At 35.6% G+C, this 26,662-nt stretch carries 39 protein-coding genes; 6 read left to right on the top strand and 33 right to left on the bottom strand.

Features of this window, described 5'->3' with window-relative positions:
• Positions 1–67: 67 nt before the first annotated feature.
• The 33 genes from carA to rpsL form a co-directional block, all read right to left on the bottom strand.
• Positions 68–1,183, bottom strand: a complete 1,116-nt coding sequence (gene carA / locus G7034_RS08875; protein ID WP_166400612.1) for a glutamine-hydrolyzing carbamoyl-phosphate synthase small subunit — start codon at positions 1,181–1,183, stop codon at positions 68–70.
• Between the two features lie 80 nt (positions 1,184–1,263).
• Entirely contained in the window at positions 1,264–1,749 is a 486-nt protein-coding gene (rplQ, locus tag G7034_RS08870) for a 50S ribosomal protein L17 (protein WP_166400611.1), read from the bottom strand.
• Positions 1,750–1,773: 24 nt separating this feature from the next.
• Entirely contained in the window at positions 1,774–2,766 is a 993-nt protein-coding gene (locus tag G7034_RS08865; protein WP_166400610.1) for a DNA-directed RNA polymerase subunit alpha, read from the bottom strand.
• A 20-nt stretch (positions 2,767–2,786) separates the two neighbouring features.
• Positions 2,787–3,392 (bottom strand): 30S ribosomal protein S4, encoded by a 606-nt coding sequence (gene rpsD / locus G7034_RS08860; protein WP_166400609.1) that lies wholly within the window; start codon positions 3,390–3,392, stop codon positions 2,787–2,789.
• 63 nt (positions 3,393–3,455) lie between these two features.
• Complete coding sequence (gene rpsK / locus G7034_RS08855) at positions 3,456–3,839, bottom strand: 30S ribosomal protein S11 (protein ID WP_166400608.1); 384 nt, start codon at positions 3,837–3,839, stop codon at positions 3,456–3,458.
• 7 nt (positions 3,840–3,846) lie between these two features.
• Complete coding sequence (gene rpsM / locus G7034_RS08850; protein ID WP_166400607.1) at positions 3,847–4,221, bottom strand: 30S ribosomal protein S13; 375 nt, start codon at positions 4,219–4,221, stop codon at positions 3,847–3,849.
• A gap of 2 nt (positions 4,222–4,223) precedes the next feature.
• A complete protein-coding gene (ykgO, locus tag G7034_RS08845; RefSeq protein ID WP_003442659.1) occupies positions 4,224–4,340 on the bottom strand; it encodes a type B 50S ribosomal protein L36 in 117 nt (38 codons plus the stop codon).
• A gap of 5 nt (positions 4,341–4,345) precedes the next feature.
• Positions 4,346–4,561 (bottom strand): translation initiation factor IF-1, encoded by a 216-nt coding sequence (gene infA, locus G7034_RS08840; RefSeq protein ID WP_166400606.1) that lies wholly within the window; start codon positions 4,559–4,561, stop codon positions 4,346–4,348.
• 2 nt (positions 4,562–4,563) lie between these two features.
• On the bottom strand, positions 4,564–5,904 hold the full coding sequence (secY, locus tag G7034_RS08835) for a preprotein translocase subunit SecY (RefSeq protein WP_166400605.1): 1,341 nt from the start codon (positions 5,902–5,904) through the stop codon (positions 4,564–4,566).
• A gap of 10 nt (positions 5,905–5,914) precedes the next feature.
• Positions 5,915–6,367: a 50S ribosomal protein L15 gene (rplO, locus tag G7034_RS08830; RefSeq protein ID WP_166400604.1), complete on the bottom strand. Its 453-nt coding sequence runs from the start codon at positions 6,365–6,367 to the stop codon at positions 5,915–5,917.
• 6 nt (positions 6,368–6,373) lie between these two features.
• Positions 6,374–6,556: a 50S ribosomal protein L30 gene (gene rpmD / locus G7034_RS08825; protein ID WP_166400603.1), complete on the bottom strand. Its 183-nt coding sequence runs from the start codon at positions 6,554–6,556 to the stop codon at positions 6,374–6,376.
• Between the two features lie 11 nt (positions 6,557–6,567).
• Positions 6,568–7,092 (bottom strand): 30S ribosomal protein S5, encoded by a 525-nt coding sequence (gene rpsE / locus G7034_RS08820; RefSeq protein WP_166400602.1) that lies wholly within the window; start codon positions 7,090–7,092, stop codon positions 6,568–6,570.
• Between the two features lie 6 nt (positions 7,093–7,098).
• Complete coding sequence (gene rplR, locus G7034_RS08815) at positions 7,099–7,455, bottom strand: 50S ribosomal protein L18 (RefSeq protein ID WP_166400601.1); 357 nt, start codon at positions 7,453–7,455, stop codon at positions 7,099–7,101.
• Positions 7,456–7,466: 11 nt separating this feature from the next.
• Positions 7,467–8,009: a 50S ribosomal protein L6 gene (rplF, locus tag G7034_RS08810; RefSeq protein WP_166400600.1), complete on the bottom strand. Its 543-nt coding sequence runs from the start codon at positions 8,007–8,009 to the stop codon at positions 7,467–7,469.
• Between the two features lie 21 nt (positions 8,010–8,030).
• On the bottom strand, positions 8,031–8,429 hold the full coding sequence (gene rpsH, locus G7034_RS08805) for a 30S ribosomal protein S8 (RefSeq protein WP_166400599.1): 399 nt from the start codon (positions 8,427–8,429) through the stop codon (positions 8,031–8,033).
• 18 nt (positions 8,430–8,447) lie between these two features.
• Positions 8,448–8,717 carry a 30S ribosomal protein S14 gene (rpsN, locus tag G7034_RS08800; protein ID WP_166400598.1) on the bottom strand — a complete coding sequence of 90 codons (270 nt, stop codon included), beginning with the start codon at positions 8,715–8,717 and terminating at the stop codon, positions 8,448–8,450.
• Positions 8,718–8,719: 2 nt separating this feature from the next.
• Positions 8,720–9,271, bottom strand: a complete 552-nt coding sequence (gene rplE / locus G7034_RS08795; RefSeq protein WP_166400597.1) for a 50S ribosomal protein L5 — start codon at positions 9,269–9,271, stop codon at positions 8,720–8,722.
• Positions 9,272–9,273: 2 nt separating this feature from the next.
• Positions 9,274–9,585, bottom strand: coding sequence for a 50S ribosomal protein L24 (gene rplX, locus G7034_RS08790; RefSeq protein WP_166400596.1), 312 nt, complete (start codon positions 9,583–9,585; stop codon positions 9,274–9,276).
• Positions 9,586–9,595: 10 nt separating this feature from the next.
• Positions 9,596–9,964 (bottom strand): 50S ribosomal protein L14, encoded by a 369-nt coding sequence (gene rplN / locus G7034_RS08785; RefSeq protein ID WP_166400595.1) that lies wholly within the window; start codon positions 9,962–9,964, stop codon positions 9,596–9,598.
• 2 nt (positions 9,965–9,966) lie between these two features.
• Positions 9,967–10,224 carry a 30S ribosomal protein S17 gene (gene rpsQ / locus G7034_RS08780; RefSeq protein WP_166400594.1) on the bottom strand — a complete coding sequence of 86 codons (258 nt, stop codon included), beginning with the start codon at positions 10,222–10,224 and terminating at the stop codon, positions 9,967–9,969.
• Positions 10,225–10,235: 11 nt separating this feature from the next.
• Positions 10,236–10,427 carry a 50S ribosomal protein L29 gene (rpmC, locus tag G7034_RS08775; protein WP_166400593.1) on the bottom strand — a complete coding sequence of 64 codons (192 nt, stop codon included), beginning with the start codon at positions 10,425–10,427 and terminating at the stop codon, positions 10,236–10,238.
• A 5-nt stretch (positions 10,428–10,432) separates the two neighbouring features.
• Entirely contained in the window at positions 10,433–10,852 is a 420-nt protein-coding gene (gene rplP / locus G7034_RS08770) for a 50S ribosomal protein L16 (protein ID WP_166400592.1), read from the bottom strand.
• 15 nt (positions 10,853–10,867) lie between these two features.
• On the bottom strand, positions 10,868–11,581 hold the full coding sequence (gene rpsC / locus G7034_RS08765) for a 30S ribosomal protein S3 (protein WP_166400591.1): 714 nt from the start codon (positions 11,579–11,581) through the stop codon (positions 10,868–10,870).
• An 8-nt stretch (positions 11,582–11,589) separates the two neighbouring features.
• Positions 11,590–11,997, bottom strand: coding sequence for a 50S ribosomal protein L22 (gene rplV / locus G7034_RS08760; protein WP_166400590.1), 408 nt, complete (start codon positions 11,995–11,997; stop codon positions 11,590–11,592).
• A 7-nt stretch (positions 11,998–12,004) separates the two neighbouring features.
• The gene (rpsS, locus tag G7034_RS08755) at positions 12,005–12,283 is read right to left on the bottom strand and encodes a 30S ribosomal protein S19 (protein ID WP_166400589.1); all 279 of its coding nucleotides are present in this window, start codon (positions 12,281–12,283) and stop codon (positions 12,005–12,007) included.
• 3 nt (positions 12,284–12,286) lie between these two features.
• Positions 12,287–13,114, bottom strand: a complete 828-nt coding sequence (gene rplB / locus G7034_RS08750) for a 50S ribosomal protein L2 (RefSeq protein WP_166400588.1) — start codon at positions 13,112–13,114, stop codon at positions 12,287–12,289.
• Between the two features lie 9 nt (positions 13,115–13,123).
• On the bottom strand, positions 13,124–13,414 hold the full coding sequence (gene rplW, locus G7034_RS08745) for a 50S ribosomal protein L23 (protein WP_166400587.1): 291 nt from the start codon (positions 13,412–13,414) through the stop codon (positions 13,124–13,126).
• A 9-nt stretch (positions 13,415–13,423) separates the two neighbouring features.
• On the bottom strand, positions 13,424–14,053 hold the full coding sequence (gene rplD / locus G7034_RS08740; RefSeq protein ID WP_166400586.1) for a 50S ribosomal protein L4: 630 nt from the start codon (positions 14,051–14,053) through the stop codon (positions 13,424–13,426).
• Positions 14,053–14,667: a 50S ribosomal protein L3 gene (gene rplC, locus G7034_RS08735; protein ID WP_166400585.1), complete on the bottom strand. Its 615-nt coding sequence runs from the start codon at positions 14,665–14,667 to the stop codon at positions 14,053–14,055. Before rplC ends, rplD begins: the two co-directional genes overlap by 1 nt.
• 89 nt (positions 14,668–14,756) lie before the next feature.
• Complete coding sequence (gene rpsJ / locus G7034_RS08730; RefSeq protein WP_166400584.1) at positions 14,757–15,062, bottom strand: 30S ribosomal protein S10; 306 nt, start codon at positions 15,060–15,062, stop codon at positions 14,757–14,759.
• A 12-nt stretch (positions 15,063–15,074) separates the two neighbouring features.
• The gene (fusA, locus tag G7034_RS08725) at positions 15,075–17,186 is read right to left on the bottom strand and encodes an elongation factor G (protein ID WP_166400583.1); all 2,112 of its coding nucleotides are present in this window, start codon (positions 17,184–17,186) and stop codon (positions 15,075–15,077) included.
• A 5-nt stretch (positions 17,187–17,191) separates the two neighbouring features.
• Complete coding sequence (gene rpsG / locus G7034_RS08720) at positions 17,192–17,668, bottom strand: 30S ribosomal protein S7 (RefSeq protein WP_166400582.1); 477 nt, start codon at positions 17,666–17,668, stop codon at positions 17,192–17,194.
• A gap of 24 nt (positions 17,669–17,692) precedes the next feature.
• A complete protein-coding gene (rpsL, locus tag G7034_RS08715) occupies positions 17,693–18,067 on the bottom strand; it encodes a 30S ribosomal protein S12 (RefSeq protein ID WP_166400581.1) in 375 nt (124 codons plus the stop codon).
• A gap of 360 nt (positions 18,068–18,427) precedes the next feature.
• Between rpsL and G7034_RS08710 the strand changes: the two genes are divergently transcribed.
• The 6 genes from G7034_RS08710 to G7034_RS08685 all read left to right on the top strand — a co-directional run bounded on the left by G7034_RS08710 (position 18,428) and on the right by G7034_RS08685 (position 26,642).
• Positions 18,428–18,682 carry a hypothetical protein gene (locus tag G7034_RS08710; protein WP_166400580.1) on the top strand — a complete coding sequence of 85 codons (255 nt, stop codon included), beginning with the start codon at positions 18,428–18,430 and terminating at the stop codon, positions 18,680–18,682.
• A 67-nt stretch (positions 18,683–18,749) separates the two neighbouring features.
• A complete protein-coding gene (locus G7034_RS08705) occupies positions 18,750–19,172 on the top strand; it encodes a hypothetical protein (RefSeq protein ID WP_166400579.1) in 423 nt (140 codons plus the stop codon).
• 119 nt (positions 19,173–19,291) lie between these two features.
• The gene (locus G7034_RS08700; protein WP_166400578.1) at positions 19,292–20,032 is read left to right on the top strand and encodes a hypothetical protein; all 741 of its coding nucleotides are present in this window, start codon (positions 19,292–19,294) and stop codon (positions 20,030–20,032) included.
• A gap of 250 nt (positions 20,033–20,282) precedes the next feature.
• Complete coding sequence (locus G7034_RS08695; RefSeq protein ID WP_166400577.1) at positions 20,283–21,953, top strand: BamA/TamA family outer membrane protein; 1,671 nt, start codon at positions 20,283–20,285, stop codon at positions 21,951–21,953.
• A 121-nt stretch (positions 21,954–22,074) separates the two neighbouring features.
• A complete protein-coding gene (locus G7034_RS08690; protein WP_166400576.1) occupies positions 22,075–25,233 on the top strand; it encodes a SusC/RagA family TonB-linked outer membrane protein in 3,159 nt (1,052 codons plus the stop codon).
• Between the two features lie 11 nt (positions 25,234–25,244).
• Positions 25,245–26,642: a RagB/SusD family nutrient uptake outer membrane protein gene (locus G7034_RS08685; RefSeq protein WP_166400575.1), complete on the top strand. Its 1,398-nt coding sequence runs from the start codon at positions 25,245–25,247 to the stop codon at positions 26,640–26,642.
• Positions 26,643–26,662: the final 20 nt, after the last annotated feature.

Raw genomic sequence — 26,662 nt, 5'->3', positions numbered from 1 at the left:
GATTATCTACTACGCATCAAGTGATTAGATAGTCAACTTTTAAAACTAAAACGTTTTATGTGAATAACTAATTCGATTGACTTTCAATCATAGTTATAAAATCATCGAATAAATAAGTAGCATCGTTAGGCCCTGGTCCAGCCTCAGGATGATATTGAACGCTAAAACAATCTTTGTTTTTGAGTTTTATTCCAGCCACCGAATGATCATTGAGATGAACGTGAGTAATTAGTACATCGGGATGGTTTTTAGCTTCCTCAAGACTAACACTAAAACCATGATTTTGGGAAGTGATTTCTGATTTACCGGTAATTAAATTTTTGACAGGATGGTTAATTCCACGGTGACCATGATGCATTTTAAAGGTACTTATACCTACTGCAAGCGAAATAATTTGATGACCTAAACAAATACCGAATAAAGGATGATTATTAGCTAGTATTGAATCAACCACATCAACAACAGTAGAAAGAGTTTTAGGATCTCCAGGACCATTAGATAAAAAGAAAGCATCAGGTTGAAATTCAAGCATTTCTTTAAAGGTGGTATTCCATGGAAAAACCTTAAGGTGGCAACCTCTTTTTGTGAGATGCCTTAAAATATTGTGCTTTACACCTAAATCAAGTACAGCTACTTTATGTTTAAAGGTTCCTTCTGCTGAAAGCTCATAAGCTTTATCGGTAGAAACTTTGGAAGATAGCTCTAAACCAGCCATACTTGGATGAGCTTTTAGTTGTTCTTTTAATCCTTCAATCCCTTCAGTTTCGGTGCTAATTACAGCGTTCATAGCTCCATTAATTCTGATGTATTCTGTTAAAGCTCGAGTATCGATATCAGAAACAGCATAAATAGAATGATTTGCAAAGAATTCTTCCAAAGACAAATCAGAATCAACTCTAGATGGATTATAGGAAAAGTTTTTACAAACTAAGCCTGAAATTTTAACTGAATCTGATTCAGATTCGTTTTTATTAGTTCCGTAATTGCCAATATGCGCATTGGTAGTTAGCATTATTTGACCAAAATAAGAGGGGTCTGTAAAAATTTCTTGGTAGCCTGTCATACCTGTATTAAAGCAGATTTCTCCAAAGCTTGTAAAGGAATTATTAGCCACAGACTTACCTGTAAAAATAGTACCATCTTCAAGTAAAACAACTGCCTTTAAGTTTTTTGTGTAATTCATCTCTATATAAATTTAAAATCCTAAAAAAAGGGATAAGCTAAAAAGCGTATCCCTTCAGTAAGTATAAAAACAACTAAAATTTATTCGTTTGTTTTAGCATCATCTTCGTTATTTGAAGGTGTTTCTACGTTTTCTTCAGTGGTAGCTTTTTTTCTACCCGCTCTACGTGTAGATTTTTTCTTTTTAGCCCCATTTGGATTATAAAGCTCGTTGAAATCAACTAGCTCGACCATTGCCATTTGCGCGTTATCACCAAGACGATTACCTAACTTGATAATTCGAATGTAGCCACCTGGACGGTCAGCAACTTTAGGTGCAACCTCTCTAAACAATTCACTCACAGAATCTTTGTTTCTCAATTTAGAAAAAACAATTCTTCTATTGTGTGTAGTGTCTTCTTTAGACTTAGTAATTAATGGTTCAGCAAACTGTCTAAGAGCTTTTGCCTTAGCAACAGTAGTGTTGATTCTTTTGTGTTCTATAAGTGAACAAGCCATATTTGCGAGCATCGATTTACGATGAGCTGTCTTACGACTTAAGTGGTTAAATTTCTTTCCGTGTCTCATTATTGATATACTTTTAAGACTCTATTATTCTTTATCTAATTTATACTTGGACAAATCCATACCAAAGTCTAGGCCTTTATCAGCAACTAACTCTTCTAATTCTGTAAGAGATTTTTTACCGAAATTTCTAAACTTCATAAGATCATTTTTATTGTACGAAACTAAGTCGCCAAGGGTGTCAACTTCAGCAGCTTTTAAACAGTTAAGTGCTCTTACTGAAAGATCTAAATCAACTAATTTAGATTTTAATAATTGTCTCATGTGAAGAGATTCCTCATCATAAGTTTCAGCTTGAGATAATTCATCAGTTTCAAGCGTAATTCGCTCATCAGAGAAGAGCATAAAGTGATGTATCAAGGTTTTAGCTGCCTCGGTAAGTGCATCTTTAGGAAGAATAGAACCGTCTGTTTTGATTTCAAAAACTAATTTTTCATAATCAGTTTTTTGTTCAACTCGGTAATTTTCTATACTGTATTTCACATTTTTAATAGGTGTGAAGATAGAGTCAACAAAAATAGTTCCTATTGGTGCTTTTTCGTCTTTATTTTCTTCGGCGGTAACGTAACCTCTTCCCTTTTCGATAGTAAGTTCCATATTTAAAGAAACTTTTTGATCCATATTACAGATCACTAAATCGGGATTTAATATTTCGAATCCGCTCATGAATTTTTGCAAATCGCCAGCTGTTAATTGGTCTTTTGCATTGATGTTAATGCTAACGGTTTCGTTATCTAGGTCTTCTACTTGCTTTTTAAAACGAACTTGCTTAAAGTTCAGAATCATTTCTGTTACATCCTCAACAACGCCCGGAATTGTACTAAATTCGTGTTCAACTCCGTCAATTCTAATTGATGTTATTGCAAAGCCTTCAAGCGAAGATAACAGCACTCTTCTTAAAGCGTTACCAACAGTTAAACCGTAGCCAGGTTCTAAGGGTCTAAATTCGAAGTTGCCCTCAAAATCGGTAGATTCGATCATGATAACCTTATCGGGCTTTTGAAAATTAAATAATGCCATAATTTGAGTTCTGTTAATGATTATTTAGAGTACAATTCAACGATATACTGTTCGTTGATATTTTCAGGAATTTGTGTGCGTTCAGGAACAGATACATAAGTACCTTCCATTTTTTCAGAATTCCAAGACATCCATTCGTAAACCTGCTTATTATTAGCCAACGAATCTTCAATTACTGTAAGTGATTTTGATTTTTCACGTACGCCTACTACGTCGTTTGCTTTCACTTGGTAAGAAGGAATGTTTACAATTTCTCCATTAACGGTAATGTGCTTATGAGAAACCAATTGACGCGCTGCACTTCTAGAAGGAGCTACGCCAAAACGGAAAACCACATTATCTAAACGAGATTCACATAATTGTAAAAGTACCTCACCTGTAATTCCGGTGGCGCGCGTAGCTTTTTTAAACATGTTACGGAATTGTCTTTCTAAGATACCGTAAGTATATTTTGCTTTTTGCTTTTCCATTAACTGGATAGCGTACTCAGATTTTTTACCTCTTCTACGGTTATTTCCGTGTTGTCCTGGGGGATAATTTCTTTTTTCAAAAGATTTATCATCGCCGAAAATTGCCTCGCCAAATTTACGGGCTATTTTTGTTTTAGGACCAGTATATCTTGCCATATTATATTTTTTAATTGGGTTATGAATTAAGGTCAATCCTTCGATAACCTATGCCTTTTATAATTAAACTCTACGTCTTTTTGGAGGACGACATCCATTGTGTGGTAAAGGAGTTACATCAATAATTTCTGTAACGTCAATACCTGCATTGTGTATTGCTCTAATAGCAGATTCTCTACCATTACCAGGTCCTTTTACGTAAACTTTTACTTTTCTAAGGCCTGCTTCGTGAGCTACTTTACAAGCGTCTTCGGCAGCTAATTGAGCAGCATAAGGAGTGTTTTTCTTACTCCCTCTAAAACCCATTTTACCAGCTGAAGACCAAGAAATAACGTCTCCGTTTTTGTTTGTTAAAGAAACAATGATATTATTGAAAGAAGCAGTAACATGAGCTTCTCCAAAGGCATCAACTGAAACTTTACGTTTTTTATTGTTTGACTTAGCCATTCTCTAATTATTTAGTTACTTTTTTCTTGTTAGCAACAGTTTTCTTTCTTCCTTTACGTGTTCTAGAATTATTTTTAGTTCGTTGACCACGTAATGGTAAACCTGTTCTATGTCTAATTCCTCGGTAACATCCAATATCCATAAGACGTTTAATGTTCATGGAAACTTCAGATCTTAACTCACCTTCAATGGTGTAGTTTCCTACCGCTTCACGAATACGTCCAATTTCATCATCTTTCCAATCAGTAACTTTGGTATTCTCGTCAACTTTGGCTGCTGCTAAAATATGTTTAGCTGTACTTCTGCCAATTCCGAAGATATAGGTTAAAGCTATAACTCCTCGCTTTTGTTTTGGTATATCAACACCTGCAATTCTTGCCATAATTACCCTTGTCTTTGTTTAAATTTTGGATTCTTTTTATTGATTACATATAGACGTCCTTTTCTTCGAACGATTTTGCAATCTGAACTTCTCTTTTTTATAGATGCTCTTACTTTCATGACTATTAATATCTATAGGTTATGCGAGCCTTCGTTAAGTCGTATGGGCTCATTTCTAATTTTACTTTATCTCCTGGTAAAAGTTTGATGTAATGCATCCTCATCTTACCTGAGATGTGAGCGGTCACAATGTGTCCATTCTCAAGTTCTACTCGAAACATTGCATTAGACAATGCTTCTATAATTGTTCCGTCTTGTTCTATTGATGGTTGTTTTGCCATAATTATGCTACTGCTTTTCTATTTTTACCTGATTTAATTAAACCATCATAATGACGATTTAATAAATAAGAGTTTACTTGCTCTATCGTATCAATTGAAACACCAACCATAATTAAAAGGGAGGTTCCGCCAAAAAACAATGCCCAACCTTGTTGCACTCCCATTAAACTAACAATAAAAGCAGGAAAAACAGCGATTAATGCTAAGAAAATAGAACCTGGCAAAGTAATTTGTGACATAATTCGGTCTAGGTATTCAGAGGTTTCTGTACCTGGTCTAATTCCAGGAATAAAACCACCGCTTCTTTTCAAGTCGTCTGCCATTTTATTGGTAGGTACAGTAATTGCCGTATAGAAATACGTGAATACAATAATTAAAAGCGCAAATACAACATTATACCACAAACCAAACATATCTTGAAAAGCTGCAGTTACTCCTTGGGCTGCTTCAGAATCTGAAAGACCAGCAACAGCAGCAGGGATAAACATGATAGCCTGTGCAAAAATAATAGGCATTACTCCAGAAGCGTTTAAACGAAGTGGAATAAATTGTCTTGCACCACCAAAGGCAGATTTTTCAAACTTTCCAGAGGCATTCTTTCTTGCGTACTGAACTGGTATCTTACGGATAGCTCTTACAAGCATAATACTTGCAAGGATAATAAGGAACCAAATAGCGAGCTCGATAAGGATTAAAATAAGACCTCCATTAGATTCTGTCAATCTAGAATCAAATTCTTGTAAGAATGCTTGAGGCAAAGTGGCAATAATACCAACCATAATAAGTAATGATATACCGTTACCTATTCCTTTATCGGTGATTTTTTCACCTAGCCACATAGCAAAAATACAACCCGTAGCTAAAATAATAACTGAGGAAGCGACAAAGGTGAACGAACTATCAATCATAAATGCAGAAGAAGGAAGGATATTGTACAAATTATAGATATAACCAGGACCTTGAACCAAGGTGATACCAATAGTTAACCATCGAGTAATCTGTGTAATTTTTTTTCTTCCACTCTCTCCTTCTTTTTGAAGTTTCTGCAAATAAGGAATTGCAATTGTCATTAATTGAACAACAATTGATGCAGATATATAGGGCATTATTCCAAGCGCAAAAACCGAGGCATTAGAAAATGCCCCGCCGGTAAATGCGTTTAGTAAACCTAGTAAACCACCATCTGTTTGACTAGAAAGATTTGCAAGCTCTGCAGAATCAATACCTGGAAGAACTACTTGAGCACCGAAACGATAAACAAGTAACAAACCTAGTGTTAATAAGATTCTGTTTTTTAACTCTTCAATTTTCCAGATATTTTTTAAGGTCTCAAAAATCTTCATAAAAGACGGTTTATAGTGTTATTACTTCTCCTCCAGCTCCAGTAATTGAATCTTGAGCACTTTTTGTAAATTTGTGTGCGGTAACTTTAAGCTTTGCTTTTAGTTCACCTCTTCCTAAGATTTTTACCAAGTCGTTTTTCTTAACTACATTAAGGTCAACTAAAGTAGTGTAGCTCACTTCGTCTGTAATTTTTCCCTGATCAACTAAATCTTGTAAGACATCCAAATTAACTCCTTTGTATGCTACGCGATTAGGATTAGTAAATCCAAACTTAGGAACACGTCTTTGTAAAGGCATCTGCCCTCCTTCAAATCCAATTTTTCTTGAATATCCTGAACGAGACTTAGCCCCTTTATGACCTCTTCCTGATGTACCACCAGTACCTGTGGCCTCTCCTCTACCTAAACGTTTACTTTTAGTTTTGGAAGAACCTTTAGCTGGTTTTAAATTGTGTAATTCCATAAGTTATTATTTTATTTCTTCAACAGAAACTAAGTGTTTAACCTTGTTTATCATTCCTACAATATTAGGTGTATCTGTATGTTCAACAGATTGACCTATTTTGCTTAGTCCTAGTGCCTCTAAAGTAAGCTTCTGACGCTTAGGCTTTTTGATTGCACTTTTGACTTTAGTAACTTTAATTTTTGCCATTACCTAATATTTTATCCGTTAAAAAGTTTATCTAAAGTAATTCCTCTTTGCTTAGCAACGGTTTCAGCACTTCTTAATTGTAAAAGAGCATCAAAAGTTGCTTTTACAACATTATGCGGGTTGTTAGAACCTTGGTTTTTGGAAAGTACATCATGTACTCCAACCGATTCTAAAACTACACGTGCAGGACCACCAGCTATCACTCCAGTACCAGGAGATGCAGGAATCAACAAAACTCTAGCTCCACCATATTTTCCTTTTTGCTCATGCGGTAAAGTACCTTTATGAAGCGGTATTCTAACCAAGTTTTTCTTAGCGTCTTCCACGGCTTTAGAAATTGCATCAGCAACTTCTTTAGATTTTCCTAAACCATGGCCTACAACTCCATTTTCATCACCAACAACAACAATAGCAGAAAAACCAAAAGCTCTACCACCTTTTGTTACTTTAGTAACACGCTGAACACCTACTAAACGATCTTTAAGATCTAATCCACCAGGTTTAACAATTTCTACGTTTTTATAATTCTGATACATAACTTCTTAAAATTTTAGTCCGCCCTCACGAGCTCCTTCTGCTAATGATTTAACTCTTCCGTGATAAAGGTATCCGCCTCGGTCAAAACAAACATGTTCAACACCAAGTTTCAATGCTTTCTCTGCAATAGATTTACCAACTAAGATAGATTGCTCTACTTTGGTTTTACCTTCTGCCTCTTTTCCTAAATGAAAGCTAGAAGTTGACGTTAAAGTTACTCCATCCACATCATTTACGATTTGTGCATATATTGCCTTATTACTTCTATAAATAGAAAGTCTAGGTCTTTCCGCAGTACCAGAGATTGTTCTTCTGATACGCTTTCTAATTTTTAATCTTCTCTTTTGTTTAGAAAATGCCATAGTCTTAATTATTAAGCTGATTTACCTGCTTTTCTTCTAATGTATTCACCTACATACTTGATTCCTTTACCTTTGTAAGGTTCAGGTCGTCTAAATGAGCGAATTTTAGCAGCTACTTGTGATACTAACTGGTTATCAAAAGAAGATAATTTTATAATTGGATTTTTACCTTTTTCTGATACCGTTTCTACTTTAACCTCTGGTGCTAACTCAATCACTATATTGTGTGAGAATCCAATAGCTAAATCAAGTTTTTGACCTTGATTTGAAGCTCTATAACCAACACCTACTAATTCTAATTCTTTAGTAAATCCGTTAGCAACACCTTCAACCATGTTATTAATTAAGGATCTATAAAGTCCGTGTTTAGACTTTATGTTTTTCTTTTCTGAAGATCGTTCTAAGATTACTTCGTTCTCTTCTACGCGAATTTCAATATCGCTAAATTCTTGAGTAAGCTCCCCTAATTTACCCTTCACCGTAATTGTGTTGTCTTTCACAGATACAGTTACTCCTTCGGGAATGCTTACTGGACTATTTCCTATTCTTGACATTTTATACTAGTCTTAAAATAATTAATATACGTAACAAAGCACTTCACCACCTACGTTTTCGCTTCTTGCCTGCTTATCGGTCATCACTCCTTTAGAAGTTGAAACAATAGCAATACCAAGGCCATTTAAGATTCTTGGTAAATCTTTAGCAGAAGCATACTTTCGTAAACCTGGTTTTGAAATACGCTGTAATTTTTTAATTACTGGATCATTTTCCAATTTATCGTATTTCAGTGCAATTTTAATAGTTCCTTGTTTATTGTCATCAATAAACTTATAACTCAAGATATATCCTTGATCGAATAATATCTTAGTTAATTCTTTTTTCAAGTTAGAAGCTGGTATTTCAACCACTCTGTGAGAAGCCGCTACGGCATTTCTAACTCTTGTTAAATAATCTGATACAGGATCAATATTCATTATTCCTTTTTTTAAAAATTACCAACTTGCCTTTTTAACTCCTGGAATAAGCCCCTTATTCGCCATTTCTCTAAACATAACGCGAGAAATTCCAAATTGTCTCATATACCCTTTAGGTCTTCCTGTAAGCTTACATCTGTTGTGCATTCTTACTGGAGACGCGTTTTTAGGCAATTTTTGAAGAGCCTCATAGTCGCCAGCTTCTTTTAAAGCTTTGCGCTTTTCAGCGTATTTATCTACTGTTTTTTCACGTTTTACTTCACGTGCTTTCATTGATTCCTTTGCCATAATTAATTCTTTTTAAAGGGTAATCCTAATTCAGTTAATAAAGACTTTGCTTCTTTATCTGTTTCAGCATTGGTTACAAAAGTAATATCCATTCCTGAAATACGGTTCACTTTATCAATATCAATTTCTGGAAAAATAATTTGTTCTGTTACTCCAAGGTTATAATTTCCACGACCATCAAAGCCATTCGCTTTAATACCGTTAAAATCTCTAACACGTGGAAGCGCAGAAGTAATTAATCGATCTAAAAATTCATACATTCTATCGCCGCGTAATGTTACCATAGCTCCAATAGGCATTCCTTTCCTTAATTTGAAATTAGCCACATCTTTTTTAGATTTAGTAGCAATAGCCTTTTGACCAGTAATTTGCGTTAATTCATTAACCGCATGGTCAATCAACTTTTTATCAGCAATAGCTTCACCTACACCACGGCTAAGCACAATTTTTTTCAATCTTGGCGCTTGCATGGTGTTCTTATATCCAAATTCTTCCATTAATGCAGGAAGTACTTTATTTGAATATTCTTCTTTTAATCTAGGTACGTAACTCATAATTAAATTACTTCATTCGTTTTTTTGGATATTCTAACTTTTTTTCCTTCCTGCATTTGATAACCAACACGTGTAGTTTTCCCGTCTTTAGTTAATAATGAAAGATTAGAAATATGCAAAGTAGCTTCCATTTCTTTGATTCCTCCTTGTGGGTTTGTAGCGCTTGGCTTTTGGTGTTTCTTAACAAGATTTGCACCTTCAACAATAGCTCGAGTTTTATCTTTTGAAATTTTCAAAATTCTTCCCTCTTTGCCTTTGCTTTCACCAGCAAGTACTCTTACCTGATCTCCTACTTTAAGTTTAATTTTACTCATCGTTATAAATTTAAAGCACCTCAGGTGCAAGTGAAACAATTTTCATGAATTGATTATCGCGTAATTCTTTAGCCACAGGACCAAAAACACGAGTTCCACGCATTTCTCCAGTACCCGTTAAAAGCACACATGCGTTATCATCAAAGCGAATGTAAGAGCCATCAGGCCTTCTTACTTCTTTGTTTGTTCTCACAACTACGGCAGTAGATACAGCTCCTTTCTTAATGTTTCCATTAGGGGTAGCTTCTTTAACACTTACCACAACTTTATCGCCAACTGAAGCATAACGCTTCTTAGTACCGCCCAAAACACGTATAACAAGTACTTGCTTGGCTCCGGTATTATCGGCTACTCTTAATCTTGATTCTTGTTGTACCATAATTATTTAGCTCTTTCTATTACATCAACCAACCTCCAGCATTTGTTCTTGCTAAGTGGTCTAGTTTCCATAATTCTTACAGTGTCTCCTTCGTTACAGTCGTTGTTTTCATCATGAGCAACATACTTTTTGGTCTTCATTACGAACTTACCATACTTAGGGTGCTTCATCTTTTTTGTTTCTGAAACAACTATTGACTTTTGCATTTTATTGCTAGTCACAACGCCGACACGCTCTTTTCTTAAATTTCTTTTTTCCATTGTAAGCAGAATTAATCTAATTCTCTTTTAGTGATTTCTGTAGCTAATCTTGCTATAGCCTTCCTTGCAACTCTAATTTGCATTGGGTTTTCAAGAGGACTAATAGCATGAGTCATCTTAAGATTTGATAACTCTTGACGAGTCTTATCAAGTTCTTCGCGTAAATCTGCTACAGATAATTCTTTAATCTCTGACTGTTTCATAATTTTTATTCTTGATAATCTCTAGCTACTACGAATTTAGTTCTCACTGGCAATTTTTGAGCCGCAAGTCTTAATGCTTCTTTAGCAACGCTCAAAGGAACGCCTCCAATTTCAAACATAATTCTTCCTGACTTAACTACTGCAGCGTAGTGGTCTATGGCACCTTTTCCTTTACCCATACGCACCTCTAAAGGTTTCTTTGTAATAGGCTTATCGGGAAAGATTTTAATCCATAACGACCCTTCTCTCTTCATGTAACGTGTTGCAGCAATACGGGCAGCCTCTATCTGTCTAGAATTCACAAATGAGGAATCTAAAGATTTAAGTCCGAAAGTTCCGTTAGATAAACGGTGACCTCTTTGCGAGTTCCCTTTCATTCTGCCTTTCTGCTGTTTACGATGCTTCGTTCTTTTAGGTTGTAACATTTCTTACGATTTAAATTACTTTTTACGACGTTTGTTGGGACGTCTTCCTTTACTACCTTTTCTTTCTCCTTTGGAAAGACCTACGAGAGGAGAGAGCTCTCTTTTTCCGTAAACTTCACCTTTCATGATCCACACTTTAATTCCCAATCTACCATAGGTAGTATGAGCTTCAACTAAAGCATAATCAATATCTGCTCTGAAAGTTGACAACGGAATTCTTCCTTCTTTATAAGATTCTGAACGTGCCATTTCTGCACCATTTAAACGACCAGAAATTTGAATTTTAATTCCTTCTGCATTCATTCGCATAGTTGCAGCAATAGCCATTTTAATGGCACGTCTATAGGAAATTCTGTTTTCAACTTGCCTTGCAATACTTGTAGCAACAAGGTGAGCGTCTAGTTCAGGACGTTTAATCTCGTGGATGTTTACCTGAACCTCCTTATTTGTAATATTCTTAAGCTCCTCCTTAAGCTTGTCTACCTCTTGCCCACCTTTCCCGATGATGATACCAGGTCTAGCAGTAGTGATAGTAACGGTTACAAGCTTTAAAGTACGCTCAATAATTACTCTTGAAACACTAGCTTTTGATAAACGTGCAAATATATACTTACGTATTTTGTCGTCCTCAGCTAGATTGTTTCCATAGTCTCTTCCACCATACCAGTTAGATTCCCAACCTTTGATGATTCCCAATCTAATACCTATTGGATTTGTTTTTTGTCCCATCGTTTATCTTAGCTTTCTGTGTTATTTCTTTCTCCTAATGTTATAGTCACGTGATTAGAACGCTTTCTAATACGATGCGCTCTACCTTGTGGGGCAGGACGCAAACGCTTAAGCGCACTTGCACTATCTACTTTAATTTCAGCAATAAACAAAGAAGCATCTTCAATTGAAGCTTCTGGATTTTTATTTTGCCAATTAGCAATAGCCGATAACAATAACTTTTCTAGTCTTCTAGCCGCCTCTTTTGTTGTAAATCTTAAGATTTGCAAGGCTTGCTCAATATCTTTCCCTCTTACAAGATCAGCAACTAAACGCATCTTTCTTGGAGAAGTGGGACAATTATTAAGTTTAGCAAACGCTACACTCATTTTTGCCTCTTTAAGCTCTTCAGCTTTGTTTCTTTTACGTACTCCCATCGCTTAGTTATTTTTTTCCTTTATTTTTAGGACCTGTATGCCCTCTAAAAGTTCTTGTAGGAGAAAATTCACCTAATTTATGTCCTACCATGTTTTCTGTTACAAAAACTGGTACAAATTGTTTTCCGTTGTGTACACCAATCGTTTGACCTACAAAATCTGGAGTAATCATTGAAGCTCTTGACCAAGTTTTGATAACCGACTTTTTGCCAGAATCAACGCTTTGAGCAACTTTTCTCTCTAATTTATAATGTACGAAAGGTCCCTTTTTTAATGAACGTGCCATATCTTATTTTTTTCTACGTTCTACAATATGCTTATTACTCGACTTCTTCTTAGACCTTGTCTTAAAGCCTTTAGCAGGAATTCCATTTCTTGATCTTGGATGACCACCGGAAGCTCTACCTTCACCACCACCCATTGGGTGATCTACTGGATTCATTACTACCGCTCTAGTTCTAGGTCTTCTACCAAGCCATCTACTTCTACCCGCTTTACCAGATACAAGCAATTGGTGGTCACTGTTTGAAACAGCACCAACCATAGCCATACAATCTGCTAAAACCAACCGAGTTTCTCCAGAAGGCAACTTAATCGTTACATACTTCCCGTCTTTAGCCATTAACTGAGCAAAAGTACCCGCACTACGCGCCATATTGGCGCCTTGTTCTGGCCTAAGCTCTACACAGGAGATAATCGTTCCAAATGGAATTTTAGATAAAGGCATAGCGTTACCCACCTCAATTGGTGCACCATTTCTTGAAGAAACTAACTTCTCACCTACCTTCAAACCGTTAGGAGCGATGATATATCGCTTCTCTCCATTTTCATACTGTAATAACGCAATAAAGGCAGTTCTGTTAGGGTCGTATTCAATTGACTTTACTTCTGCAGGAACATCAAAGATGTCACGCTTAAAGTCAACAACACGATACCTTTTTTTATGACCACCACCAATATAGCGCATAGTCATCCTACCTTGATTGTTTCTACCACCGGATCGTTTTTTCGGAGCAAGTAATGACTTCTCCGGCTTATCAGTTGTAATGGCGTCGAAACCATTAACAACTCTAAAACGCTGACCTGGGGTAATAGGTTTTAATTTTCTTACCGACATTGTTTTTTGTTAAAGATTACTATATAAATCTATTGTTTCTCCATCCGTTACAGTAACAATTGCTTTTTTGGTAAATTTCTTTCTACCAACTACCACTCCTGTTTTTGTAAAACGGCTCTTCACCTTCGGATACACATTCATTGTGCGAACACTTTCAACATTAACACCATAAGCTTGCTCTATGGCATTTTTAATCTGAACCTTGTTCGCTGAAGGCTGCACCTCAAACCAAAATGTGTTCTTCAACTCACTATCTTGAGTAGCCTTCTCTGTAATTATAGGTTTCAATAAAATACTCATTATACTAGCTTATTTTGTTAAGTTACTCTCTAAAGACGTCAAAGCAGCTTCAGACAACACAAGAACTCCATTGTTTAAAATGTTATAAGTGTTTAATCCTGAAGCAGTTACAACTCTAGACTCTTCTAAATTTCGCGAAGACAAATATACATTTTTATTTGACACATCCAACACAAAAACAGATTTTTTGTCGGCAACTCCCAAATTGCTAAGCACTTGCTTAAACTCTTTAGTTTTTGGTTGCTCAATGGTTAGGTTATCAAGAATGATAATTTGATTCGCTTTTGCTTTTTGTGCTAAAGCTGATTTACGCGCTAAGCGTTTCAGCTTTTTGTTCAATTTGAAATGATAATCTCTTGGTCTTGGGCCAAAAATTCTACCACCTCCTCTAAAAACTGGAGACTTAATACTACCTGCACGGGCAGTACCTGTTCCTTTTTGTTTTTTGATTTTTCTAGTTGATCCCTTAATTTCGGCACGCTCCTTAGCTTTATGCGTCCCTTGTCTTTTATTGGCAAGGTGTTGCTTCACATCTAAGTAAATTGCATGCTCATTAGGTTCAATACCAAAAACAGCATCAGAAAGTGTAACTTCCTTCCCTGTTTCTTTTCCGTTTATATCTAAAACTGCTAACTTCATTACTTCTCAATAGTTACATAAGCGTTAGTATGCCCTGGTACACAACCTTTTACAACTAAAAGATTTTTCTCAGGAACAACTTTTAACACTCTAAGATTTTGAACTTTCACTTTTGAATTTCCAGTCTGACCAGCCATTCGCATCCCTTTGAATACTCTTGATGGATCAGAAGCTGCACCTACAGAACCAGGTGCTCTTAACATACTTTGTTGACCGTGGGTTCTCTCTGAACCTGCAAATCCATGGCGTTTAACAACCCCTTGAAATCCTTTCCCTTTAGAGGTTCCTGCTACATCAACAAATTCTCCTTCTTTAAACAAATCTACAGTGATGTGTTCACCTAATTTGTGTTCTCCTTCAAATCCTTGGAATTCTACGACTTTTCTTTTGACTGAAGTACCAGCTTTCTTAAAGTGCCCTTGAGCAGCTAAACTAGCATTCTTGTCTGATTTGTCATCGAAACCAAGTTGAAGGGCTTTGTACCCGTCAACCTCAGCGGTTCTGACTTGGGTAACTACACATGGGCCAGCTTCAATTACTGTACATGGAATGTTCTTTCCATTTTCATCAAAGATGCTGGTCATGCCAATTTTCTTTCCTATTAACCCAGACATATTTATTGTTATTAATTTATTTAAACATTAAAAAAGAAGTGCAGTAAGTTTACCGCACTTATTTCTTTTTCTTTTATTAATCGTTGTAATTAAACCTTGATCTCTACTTCTACCCCACTAGGCAACTCTAACTTCATCAAAGCATCAATTGTTTTTGATGAAGAACTATAGATATCTAATAGGCGCTTGAATGAATTCAGCTCAAACTGCTCACGTGATTTCTTATTTACGTGAGGAGAACGTAAAACAGTAAAAATTTTCTTTTTGGTAGGTAAGGGTATTGGACCAGTAACTACAGCTCCAGTTGTTTTTACAGTTTTTACGATTTTTTCAGCTGACTTATCAACCAAGTTGTGATCGTAAGATTTAAGTTTGATTCTTATTTTCTGACTCATGATAAGTTCTTATTACTCGTTTGTTTCTCCTTTCGCCGCAGCGATTACTTGCTCTGAAATATTGCTTGGTGTTTCTTCATAGTGTGAAAACTCCATAGTTGAAGTTGCTCTACCTGAAGATAATGTTCTTAACGTAGTTACGTAACCAAACATTTCTGATAATGGAACAATTGCCTTCACTACTTTTGCTCCTGAACGGTCTGACATATCGTTTACTTGCCCACGTCTTCTATTCAAATCACCAACAATGTCTCCCATATTTTCTTCTGGAGTAACTACCTCCACTTTCATCATAGGCTCTAGAACTACAGCACCAGCTTTCTTAGCCGCCGATTTAAACCCTAATTTAGCTGCTAACTCAAAAGATAATTGATCTGAATCCACGGGGTGGAAAGAACCATCTTTTAAAGTAACTTTTAAAGTATCCATTTGGAAACCAGCTAGAGGACCAACTTTCATTGCAGCTTCAAATCCAGATTTAACTGAAGGAATAAATTCTTTAGGAACTCTACCCCCTTTAATTTGATCAATAAACTGTAAACCTGTTTCTTCAAAATCCTCATCAACAGGACCCATCTCAAATACGATATCAGCAAATTTACCACGACCACCAGTTTGTTTCTTATAAGTTTCTCTGTGGTCGGCAGCTTTCTTAACTGTTTCTTTATACTCTACCTGAGGTTCACCCACGTTTACTTCAACCTTAAATTCACGCTTCATACGGTCAATTAAGATATCTAAGTGTAGCTCACCCATTCCAGAAATAACAGTTTGCCCTGAAGCTTCATCTGTCTTAACAACGAACGTAGGATCTTCTTCAGCTAATTTAGCTAAAGCTGTACCCATTTTCTCAACATCAGCTTTGGTCTTTGGCTCTACAGCAATACCAATAACTGGGTCAGGGAAAGACATGGATTCAAGCACAATAGGATTGTTCATGTCGGTTAGCGTATCTCCGGTTTTAATATCTTTAAAACCTACTGCTGCTCCGATATCTCCAGCTTCAATTTTATCAATTGGTTGCTGTTTATTAGAATGCATTTGATACATTCTAGAAATACGTTCCTTTTTTCCAGAACGATTATTTAACACATAAGAACCTGCATCTAACGTACCTGAATAGGTTCTAAAGAATGCTAAACGACCAACAAAAGGGTCGGTAGCAATTTTAAAAGCTAGGGCAGAAAACGGAGAATCAACATTAGGTTTTCTCGTTTCCATTTCACCCGTAGATGGATTTTCTCCTTCAATAGCTTCCACATCTACAGGAGATGGTAAGTATCTCATTACAGCGTCAAGCATGGCTTGAACTCCTTTATTTTTAAACGCAGAACCACACATCATAGGAATGATAGACATATCGATAGTAGCTGCGCGCAAGGCTGCAATAATTTCATCTTCAGTAATAGAATCTTCATCTTCAAAGAATTTTTCCATTAATTCTTCGTCGTATTCTGCTACTGCTTCTACTAATTCAGTTCTATATTTAGTTACATCTTCCTCCAATTCAGCAGGAATATCGATAACTTCATAAGTCATCCCCATATCCTCATCATTCCATACAATCGCTTTCTTTGAAATCAAATCAACTACACCTTTGAAGTCAATTTCATCACCAATAGGCACTTGTAATGGAACTGGATTACCACCTAGCATTTCTCTAACTTGATTACACACGTTAAAGAAATTAGCACCCTGACGGTCCATTTTGTTCACAAAACCTAAACGCGGAACTTTATATTTATCGGCTTGTCTCCAAACAGTTTCCGACTGTGGCTCAACACCATCAACCGCACTAAACAAAGCTACAACACCATCTAATACACGAAGTGAACGCTCTACCTCTACCGTAAAATCAACGTGACCTGGGGTATCAATAATGTTCACTGTATATTCATGATCTCTGTAAGGCCACTTACAATGCGTAGCTGCCGAAGTAATTGTGATACCACGTTCCTGCTCTTGCTCCATCCAGTCCATAGTTGCTGCACCATCGTGCACCTCTCCTATTTTATGACTTACTCCGGTATAGTACAGGATACGCTCTGTAGTAGTGGTTTTACCTGCATCAATATGCGCAGCAATACCAATATTTCTTGTAAATTTTAAATCTCTTTGTGCCATTGCTCTTAGAATCTAAAGTGTGAAAATGCTTTGTTTGCTTCTGCCATACGGTGTGTATCCACACGCTTTTTAACCGCAGCACCTTCTTCTTTTGCAGCAGCTAAAACTTCAGCAGCTAACTTTGCGGCCATTGATTTTTCATTTCTCTTTCTAGAAAAATTAATCAACCACTTCATTGCTGTAGAGATCTTTCTATCCGGACGGATAGGTGTAGGGATTTGGAAAGTAGCCCCTCCAACTCTTCTACTTCTCACTTCTACGTGAGGCATTACATTAGAAAGCGCTTCTTTCCACACCTCTAATGCTGTCTTTTCTTCTTCTTGTTTCTTTTCCTCTACAATATCCATTGCATCATAGAAGATTTTAAAAGCAATTGACTTCTTACCGTCCCACATCAACATGTTCACAAAACGTGTAACTAATTGATCATTGAACTTTGGGTCTGGAAGTATAGGTCTTGCTTTTGCCTGTCTTTTTCTCATGTCTTTACTTTAAACGTATTCAACTTATTTTTTTGGACGTTTAGCACCGTACTTACTTCTACGTTGCAATCTACCTTCTACTCCAGCAGTATCTAAAGCACCCCTTACAATGTGGTACCTTACCCCTGGTAAGTCTTTTACTCTCCCGCCTCTAACTAATACTATCGAGTGCTCTTGAAGATTGTGTCCTTCCCCGGGAATGTATGCGTTCACCTCTTTACCATTTGTTAACCTTACACGAGCAACTTTACGCATTGCTGAGTTAGGTTTTTTTGGTGTAGTAGTGTAAACACGTGTACAAACTCCACGTCTCTGAGGACAAGAATCCAAAGCAGCCGATTTACTCTTCTTAGTTATAGTACGTCTTCCTTTTCTAACTAATTGTGAAATTGTTGGCATATTATTCTACAAATATTAATTTAATAACCCTAATTTTTAGGAGTTGCAAAAGTAGTAATTAATTTTAAACAAGCAAATTATAAATAATTAATTTTCTGAAAGTTAATTTAACTCCTAAACTAATCACTTATGCTAGCTATAGTTAAACCTAGTTTTTATTTGTAATCATGAATGAAATAAATCTCCGTTTACTACAAGTTTCATAAATAAATCTTGTTTGTAAACAAAAAAATGATAACCTAAACTTGACTAGAATAAGTTATCATGGAGCAACACTATAAAAATCAAAAAACGTTATGAAGTAAGTGTGAATGATTAATAATTTGTAAATTCGTGAGAATCTAAATATATAAACGTAGTATGAAGCTTAAAAAAATTATTGTAAGTTTTTTATTTTGTGCTTTTGTATCTCACTCTTACGCTCAACTAAACATGGGAATGATGAACAGCTGGGTTGATGCTGATTTATACACTAGAATGAATATTGAAGGAAAACAAATAGATTTGAACACAGTGAAAGGAACTCCTTTATTGTATGAAGATTTTCTTCCTGGCGAAGTTAAGCAAGTTAAGGAAGACAAAAGCCTTACTGCAAATATTCGCTACAATATATAAGGACGTTTTTGAAATTAAAACTGATGATAACAAAAACGAAATTGGAACCCTTGATAAAAACAACCTATTGAGTTTTGAATTAAGAGGAGAAGAGTTTAAGTATTTTTCTGGGCCTCGTATTTTATTTGAATACGACAACTCTGTCAATGGCTACCTTGTAGTAGTAGATGAAAATGAAATTAGCAATAAAGAAAACACACTTTTGAAACCTTACCACAAAAAGTTTGAACCTGAACAAAAACCTACAAGTTCATACGATTCTGGCAGTCCCGCTAGCTTCAAGTCTGGCGTAGCTTATTATGCAAAAGTAGATGATGATTATTTTAAAATTACTCCACATAAACGAAAAGCCTACAAAGACTTTCCTGAAGCCCACCAAGACAAGGTAAAAAAGTACATGAAAAAAAATAAAATTAAATTTAGAGGAAGTGAAGCCGAACAAGAAACTGAATTAAAACAACTAATGAACTTCTTAATTTTATCTCAATAAAACTAAAAAATAAGCACAAAAAAAGCTAAATCTTGGATCAATTAAATTGAAAGCTTAATTAATCTTTGGCAGTAAAACAAACTTTATTTATCATTGTTCCACAATTAAAAAAATATATTATGAAAACAAAAATGTTATTCCTACTTACTTTTTCAATAAGTTTTTCTTATGCGCAAATTAATATGAATTCAATGAGCGACTGGAAAGATTTAACTGTCTTAAATCAAATGAATTTTAATGGCAAGCAAATTGATTTGAGTAAAATAAATGGCAGTCCTTTACTTTACAATGATTTTAAAACTGGAAAAATTATAGAAGAAAAGAAAGGTGGAGAGATGATGGAAGGCGAAATTCGCTACAATATCTACAAAGACCAGTTTGAACTTCTAATGGAAAATGATCGCTCTAAAGCTGGCCCGGTAATTAAAACTAACCAATTAGGCTTTGAGCTTGAAGGAGAACGCTTCAAGTATTTTCACAGCCCAAGTGTTCTCTTTGAAAAAGGAGGCGCGCCAAATGGTTATTTAGTAATTGTTGATGAACTTGAAAATGATGGAAATAAGGCACAAATTTTAAAACGTTATTATCAAATTTTTATGCCTGAACAAAAAAGTGAGAGCTCATACGATACAGGAAGACCAGCTGAGTTAAAAGACAAGACTGCTTACTATTTAGCCATTAATGGCGATTACTTTGAGATTGAAACACATAAAAGAAGAGCAAAAAATAATTTCCCAAAGGAAGTGCAAAACGATATTAAAAAATTTATCAAAAAAAATAAATTAAAGTTTAGAGGGAATGCTTCAGAAAAAGAAGATCAAATCAGGCAACTTGTTAATTACTACTTAGAAATAATCTAAGTTAACCAAAACTTACAAAAAGTCGCTTCATAAGAAGCGACTTTTTTTTTGATAAACAATGTATAGTAAAAAATCGTAAATGATTAAAAGAAAGCAAAATCAATTTAAAAAAACAAACAGAACAAAAAGTCTTTAAACAATCTTTTGTACAATTAGCAATTTTTAGCCTACTTTGGTGTTTAAAAAAGAAAAGCAAAAAGTAACGAATTGTTTAAATGCAATTTCGTTATGTCGAAATGCTAACTATTCCATGACTAAAACAAGGCTAAACATTGTATGGGTAATTTTCCTTTTTGGAACACTAAACTCAATTGCACAAGAAATTGAGTACCGCCTTATTATTAATGATAGCACAAAACAAGCTCCGAAGAATATAAGCAAGAAATTCAATTCAATAAAAGAATTAGAAACATTTAAGAAAGAAGAAATCAATTCACTTTGGGAATTAGGGTATATCCATCTAAAAGTAGATAGCTTAATTTCAAATAAAAACTCAATCCAACAATACATCAGCCTAAATCAACGAATAGATAGTATCTTTATAGACGTCCCTGAAAAATACGCAACTTATATAAAGGACACTAGAAAAAAAATAAAGATAAAATTTGAGGAATGGAAAAAGTTTCAAGAAGTACTTATAAATAATCTTAGGACAAATGGCTATGACTTTGCTAAAGTGAAATACTCACCTGTTTCAGTGCATGGTAATTACCTGTTCGCAAAGCTGGCGGTAGAAGTAAATGAATTAAAAAAATACAACCGCGTTTACATAAAAGGCTATAAGCAATTTCCCAAAAGCTTCAAAAAGCATCATATTAGAATAAGGAAGGGTGAAATTTACACAGAAAAAAAGCTAAAACAAAGAACAAAAACAATTCAGAATTTAGATTTTGTCAATGAAATTAAAAACCCAGAAGTACAATTCAGCAAAGATTCTGTCAATGTTTTTCTTTATTTAGAGAAAAGAAAAATTAATTCGTTTGATGGATTTATTGGCTTTAGTAATGAAGATGAAGGGAGTGGCCTAGATTTAAACGGCTATCTAGATGTAGTCTTAAAAAACAACCTGAACTTAGGCGAAACATTAATTATTCAGTACAAAAACGATGGCCAAGAACAACAAATCTTTCAATCAAGACTTGTACTGCCCTTTATATTTAATAGCAGATTTACACCCGAGGCAGGTATTGAACTATTCAGGCAAGATTCAACTTTTTCAAGAAGCACGCAAGAACTAAAACTGGGATATCATATAAACCACCAATGGAGTATTGCCACAGATTTAGAAGCGGTAAATTCAAGTAATTTATTAGCTAATGAAGAAAAACCTACAAGTACATCAACTATAGGTGATTATAAAAGTAACTTTTACGGAGTAAGTACTCGATTCTTAAACCGAAAAAAGAATATTGGCCAAATTGTACATCAAGACTTGATAAAATTAAGGATTCTTCAAGGTAGAAGAAAAAGCTTAAATAAAAATTTACAACAACTAAGATTAGAATTTTACGGCGAAACACTACAAAAAATACTAAAAAACACCTACCTAAACTTGGCTTCTGTTGTGCAAATAATAGATTCGGATCAATACCTAAATAATGAATTATATAGGTTAGGAGGATTAAGAAGCATGCGAGGATTTGAAGAAAACAGCCTTATTGCTTCGTCTTTTTACAGCCTTCAAACCGAAATAAGGTACTTTTTAAGCTCAGATTTGTATGTAAATTCAGTTTTAGACTATGGTTACTACCAAAATGAGTTGGTTAACCTTAAAGAAAACTTGGTGAGTTTTGGTTTTGGAATAGGGCTTAATACTAAGGGTGGATTATTGCGCTTAATCTTTGCTAACGGTAGGTCTAGCCAACAGAAATTCAATTTTCAAAACACCCAAGTTCACCTCAGTTTGAACACATTTTTTTAATGTTAAAATAAAGTTTAACTAAACATTTAACACTAAAAAATTAAATTAAAGACCAAAAAAGTTGCGTAATTAACTTTTAATTTTGATTTTTGGCGTTGGCTAATTCAAATAAATATACAAAATGAGAACAAAATTTAGTGGAATTCTTACACTGGTATTAGTGTTCGTAGTGCAACTTACTTTTGCACAAGAAAAAACAGTCAGCGGATTGGTAGCCGACGATAATGCAATTCCCCTACCGGGAGTTGACGTTATTGTTAAAGGAACCGACCGTGGGACGCAAACTGATTTCGATGGAAAATACACCATTGAAGTGTCACCTAGTGACGTATTAGTTTTTAAGTATCTTGGGTTTCAAACGCAAGAGGTAGCCGTGGGTAACAATACTACCATTAATGCAAATCTAGTTTCAGATACAGAAGTACTAGAAGATGTAGTAGTAACGGCTTACGGTGGAATTTTAAAGGGAAAAGATGTGATTTCAGCGGTATCTACCGTAAAATCTGAAGCCCTTGAGCAAATTCCTTTTGCTTCGGTAGATCAAATTTTACAAGGTCAGGTAGCTGGAGCAAACATTAGAGCAGCCTCTGGTCAACCAGGACAAGCTGCTACAACTATTATTCGTGGTAGAACATCGTTGAATGGTAATACATCTCCGCTTTATGTGGTAGATGGTATGCCAATTAACGAGCGTAACTTTAGAGCAATTAACCCTAACGACATTGAGTCGGTTAACGTTTTAAAAGATGCAGCAGGTACGGCTATTTATGGTAATCGTGGTGCAGCAGGGGTTATTATTGTAACCACCAAAAATGCAAAGAGAAATTCTGGGCTTCAGATTAAGTACCGTGGTTTCTACGGGCAACGTCAAAATCCTGATGCCAATTTCAGAATGATGAACGCCCAAGAAAAAATGTTTTTTAGTAGAGATGTAGTAGGTTCTGGTTTTGGTTCAGGTTTATCTGATCAAAGAATCAACGCTATTGCAAATCAAACTAACACCAATTGGGGTGATATCTTATTCCAAACTGGAAAAACAGAATCTCACGAGGTAAACTTACAACAAGGTGGTGAAAACCTTTCTTCATTTACATCTTTACAATATTTTGAGCAAGAAGGGACTACCTTGAGATCAAAATTACAACGTTTTTCTTTTAGAAATAACATAGAAGGTGGTGATGATAAATTTAATTGGGGAACTAATGTTCAATTAACTTTTTCTAGATCAGATTTTGTTGTTGATGCAACTCGAGGAGGAAACACAGGTGGACAGTTAGACAACCCGTTTATTGTTCCTTTCCTAGGTATGCCATGGTTAAACCCAAGAAATGCTGATGGCTCATTAAATATTGTAGGAACAAGAAGGTCTGGAGCTTTAAATCCTGATGGCTCACTAAGTGTAAGCGGTGCTAATGGATTCTTGAACACACCTTACTTAGCTTTAAACACTCAAAGTTTAAACACCGACCAAGAAAATGAAATTAGAGCTTTAGTAGGTGGTAATTTAAACTATAAAATTAGTGACAAATTCCAAATTGGAGGTAATGCTAATATTGACTACATCAGCACGCAACAATTACAAATTGATGCACCAAACTCTTTAAGAGGACTCCTTAGTCCAAACCAACAAGCGGCAGAAGAAGAATTTGGAGGATTTCAAAGAGAAGGCTACTTTAGAGACTTTTCTTTTAATGCAGTGGGTAATATTAGATACAACGACCGTTTTGGTGCTGAAGAAAAACACAGCTTAAGCGCTGGTTTATTTACAGAATTTTTCTACCAAAATGTTCAGTTTGCAAGTTTTGATGCATTTGGTTTAAATCCAAAATTCCCAGGTTCTTCAACTGGATTTGTAGATCCAAGAACAACTATTTTAGATGAAGGAGAGGAAACTTATCCTTTCGTACCTAACTTGAATTCGTTAGAAACAGATTTTGCTATCTTATCTTACTTTACCAATGTAAGCTATGATTATGATGGAAGATTTGGTGCTGATTTAACTATACGTAGAGATGGTACTTCAAGATTTCAAGATGACTACCGATGGGGTAACTTTTACTCTGTAGGAGGTAGATGGAATATTGATACAGAAGAGTTTATGGAGGATGTTGACTGGGTAGATGCTTTAAAACTAAGAGCTTCTTATGGTGAAACTGGTAACCAAAATATTACGGGTGGATCAGCTGGTGGCGCGCCACAAAACTTAGTATTACCTAACTTTTTCCCTGGCTATCAACAGTATGCTGGTGGACCAGGATATCAAAATAATCAGCAGTTAGTAGCTTCTGGATTAGCAGATACTCAGGTTCAATGGGAAACAACAAAGATGTTTAACTTAGGTGTGGACTTTGGCCTATGGAATAATAAACTTACGGGTGCGTTAGATGTGTATAAGAAAGAAACTGAAGACCTTTTCTTCGGCAGAAACTTATCTACCGCTGGTACAGGATTTGGAAGTACAAGCACTAATGTTGGTGATATGACAAATACAGGTCTTGAAGTACAGTTGGCTTATGATATTCTAAGAAAATCTGCTACAAGCGACTGGTCTTTGAATGTGTATGCAAACGTAGCCTGGAATGAAAATGAAGTTACCAATATAGACAATGAACAAGGTTTTGTTGAAGGTGGCTCAAGAGCACGTATTCAAGAAGGTGAACGCGCTTATACCTACTTTATGCAGCGTTGGGCAGGGGTTAATCCAGCTGATGGTCGCCCATTATACTTAACAGCAGATGGCGAATTAACTACTGACTACGACAGAGATGCCCATGGTGTTTACACAGGTAAACAATTTGATCCCGTATGGCAAGGTGGTTTCGGTTTAAAAGCTTCTTGGAAACAATTAAGTTTAAACACACTTTGGACTTGGCAATATGATGCGTGGAGAGTGAATGGAACTTATGCATTAACGGAAGATTTGAGTACAGCAGCCTTTGCAAACAACAACCGAAGCTTATTGAACTCTTGGTCTGAACCAGGTGATGTAACAGGTATTCCTGCTCCAAGATTTGGTGGATTGCGTTTTCAAGATGGTGATCGGTATTTAGAAGATGCCTCTTTCTTACGCTTAAGAAATGTAAATCTAGCTTACACATTTGATCAAACGCAATTAGAACGTCTTGGTTTCATCAATGGGTTGAGATTTTTTGTTCAAGGAACAAATTTACTTACCTTTTCAAAGTGGAGAGGATTTGACCCAGAAACAAGTGTGTTAAATGACTTTTTCACATTCCCTGCAGCTATGGAAGTTTCAGCAGGTGTAGATATAACATTTTAATTAAAGGAACAATGAAAAAATATATATCAATATTAATATTAGCTATTGTATTTTCAAGCTGTGAAGATCAGCTTGATAGAACTCCTAATGATTCATTAGTAGATGAAACAGCTTTTGAAACTTTAGCAGACTTAGAAGCTGGATTAAATGGTGTCATGGGTGGATTTACTCAATTTGATATTATCAGATTTAATTCACTTTTTACAGACAACGTGAGAGTAGGTAAAGATTCTGGTGGACAAGGCTTAGGTCTATTCAACAATATCTTAGACGCTCAAAACAACTCTGGAGGAATCTGGGGTAGTAGATACCAAATGGCAAACCGTGCCAATCGTGTTTTAGCAGCTTCAGAATTAATAAATTTAGAAGAAGGTGAACAAGATGAATTTGATTTAATCTTAGGACGTACTTACGCCTTAAGAGCTTATGCTCACTATGAACTTTTAAATTATTATGGACAGGACCCTACAGACCCAAGTGCCTTAGGTGTTCCTTATCAGAATTCGGTAGAAACTACGGATACGCCCTCACGTCCTACAACGGAAGAAACAGTAGAACTTATCAAAGCTGACTTAGATTTAGCTGAAGGTTTAATCCCTTCAGGGGCAACCGATATCAATTTTCCAACGCTTGATTTTGTAACATTTACAAGAGCTAGACTTGCTCTAGCAACACAGGATTGGGAAGACTTAATTACTTTTACTAGCGAATTAATAGCTAAGTATGATTTAGCCAATCAAGAGCAGTATGTAAATATGTTTGATGGTGAAGATACTACAGAAGTAATTTATCAAAGAAATGCAGTTTTGGGCTCAAACCCAAACTATGCAAACATTTGGATATTTACAGGAACCTTAGGTAACTTCTTCGAGGTAAGTTATGAGTTATTTGATTTACTTGACCAAGAAGCACTTCAAAATGGAGATGTAAGAAGATTTGTAAACGTAGGTCCAGAAGGGGTAGAAAACGAAGAATATCAAATTTGGAAATATCCAGGATCAGCGGGTCAGTTTATCAACTCATTTAAAGCAATGAGAATTTCTGAAGCCTACTTAATGAGGGCTGAAGCTTATGCTAGAAGCACAACGCCAGATTTTCAATTGGCAGTAAATGATGTGCAAGCAGTGAAAAATGCTAGGAGAGGTTCTTCAGGATCTGCAAGCGCTTATGCTTCATTGACTGAAGCAATAGGTGATATTGCTAAGGAGAGAAGACTGGAGCTATGTTTTGAAGGACACCGTTACAAAGACCTTGGTAGATATAGAAATATCTTAAACGAAGGTTTAACTAGAGACCCTAGAGATATTGAAGGTGGGTTTAACCCAGGAATTCCTGTAAATGATAGTAGATGGATATTCCCAATTCCAATATCGGAATTAAATGGTAATCCTAACATGGAGCAAAACTAATAATACGATAATTAAAAAAT

The organism is Psychroflexus maritimus (assembly GCF_011089875.1).
Taxonomy (GTDB): Bacteria; Bacteroidota; Bacteroidia; order Flavobacteriales; family Flavobacteriaceae; genus Psychroflexus; species Psychroflexus maritimus.
Note: the sequence above shows the minus strand (reverse complement) of the source record. Positions and strands in the feature narration are given on the sequence as shown.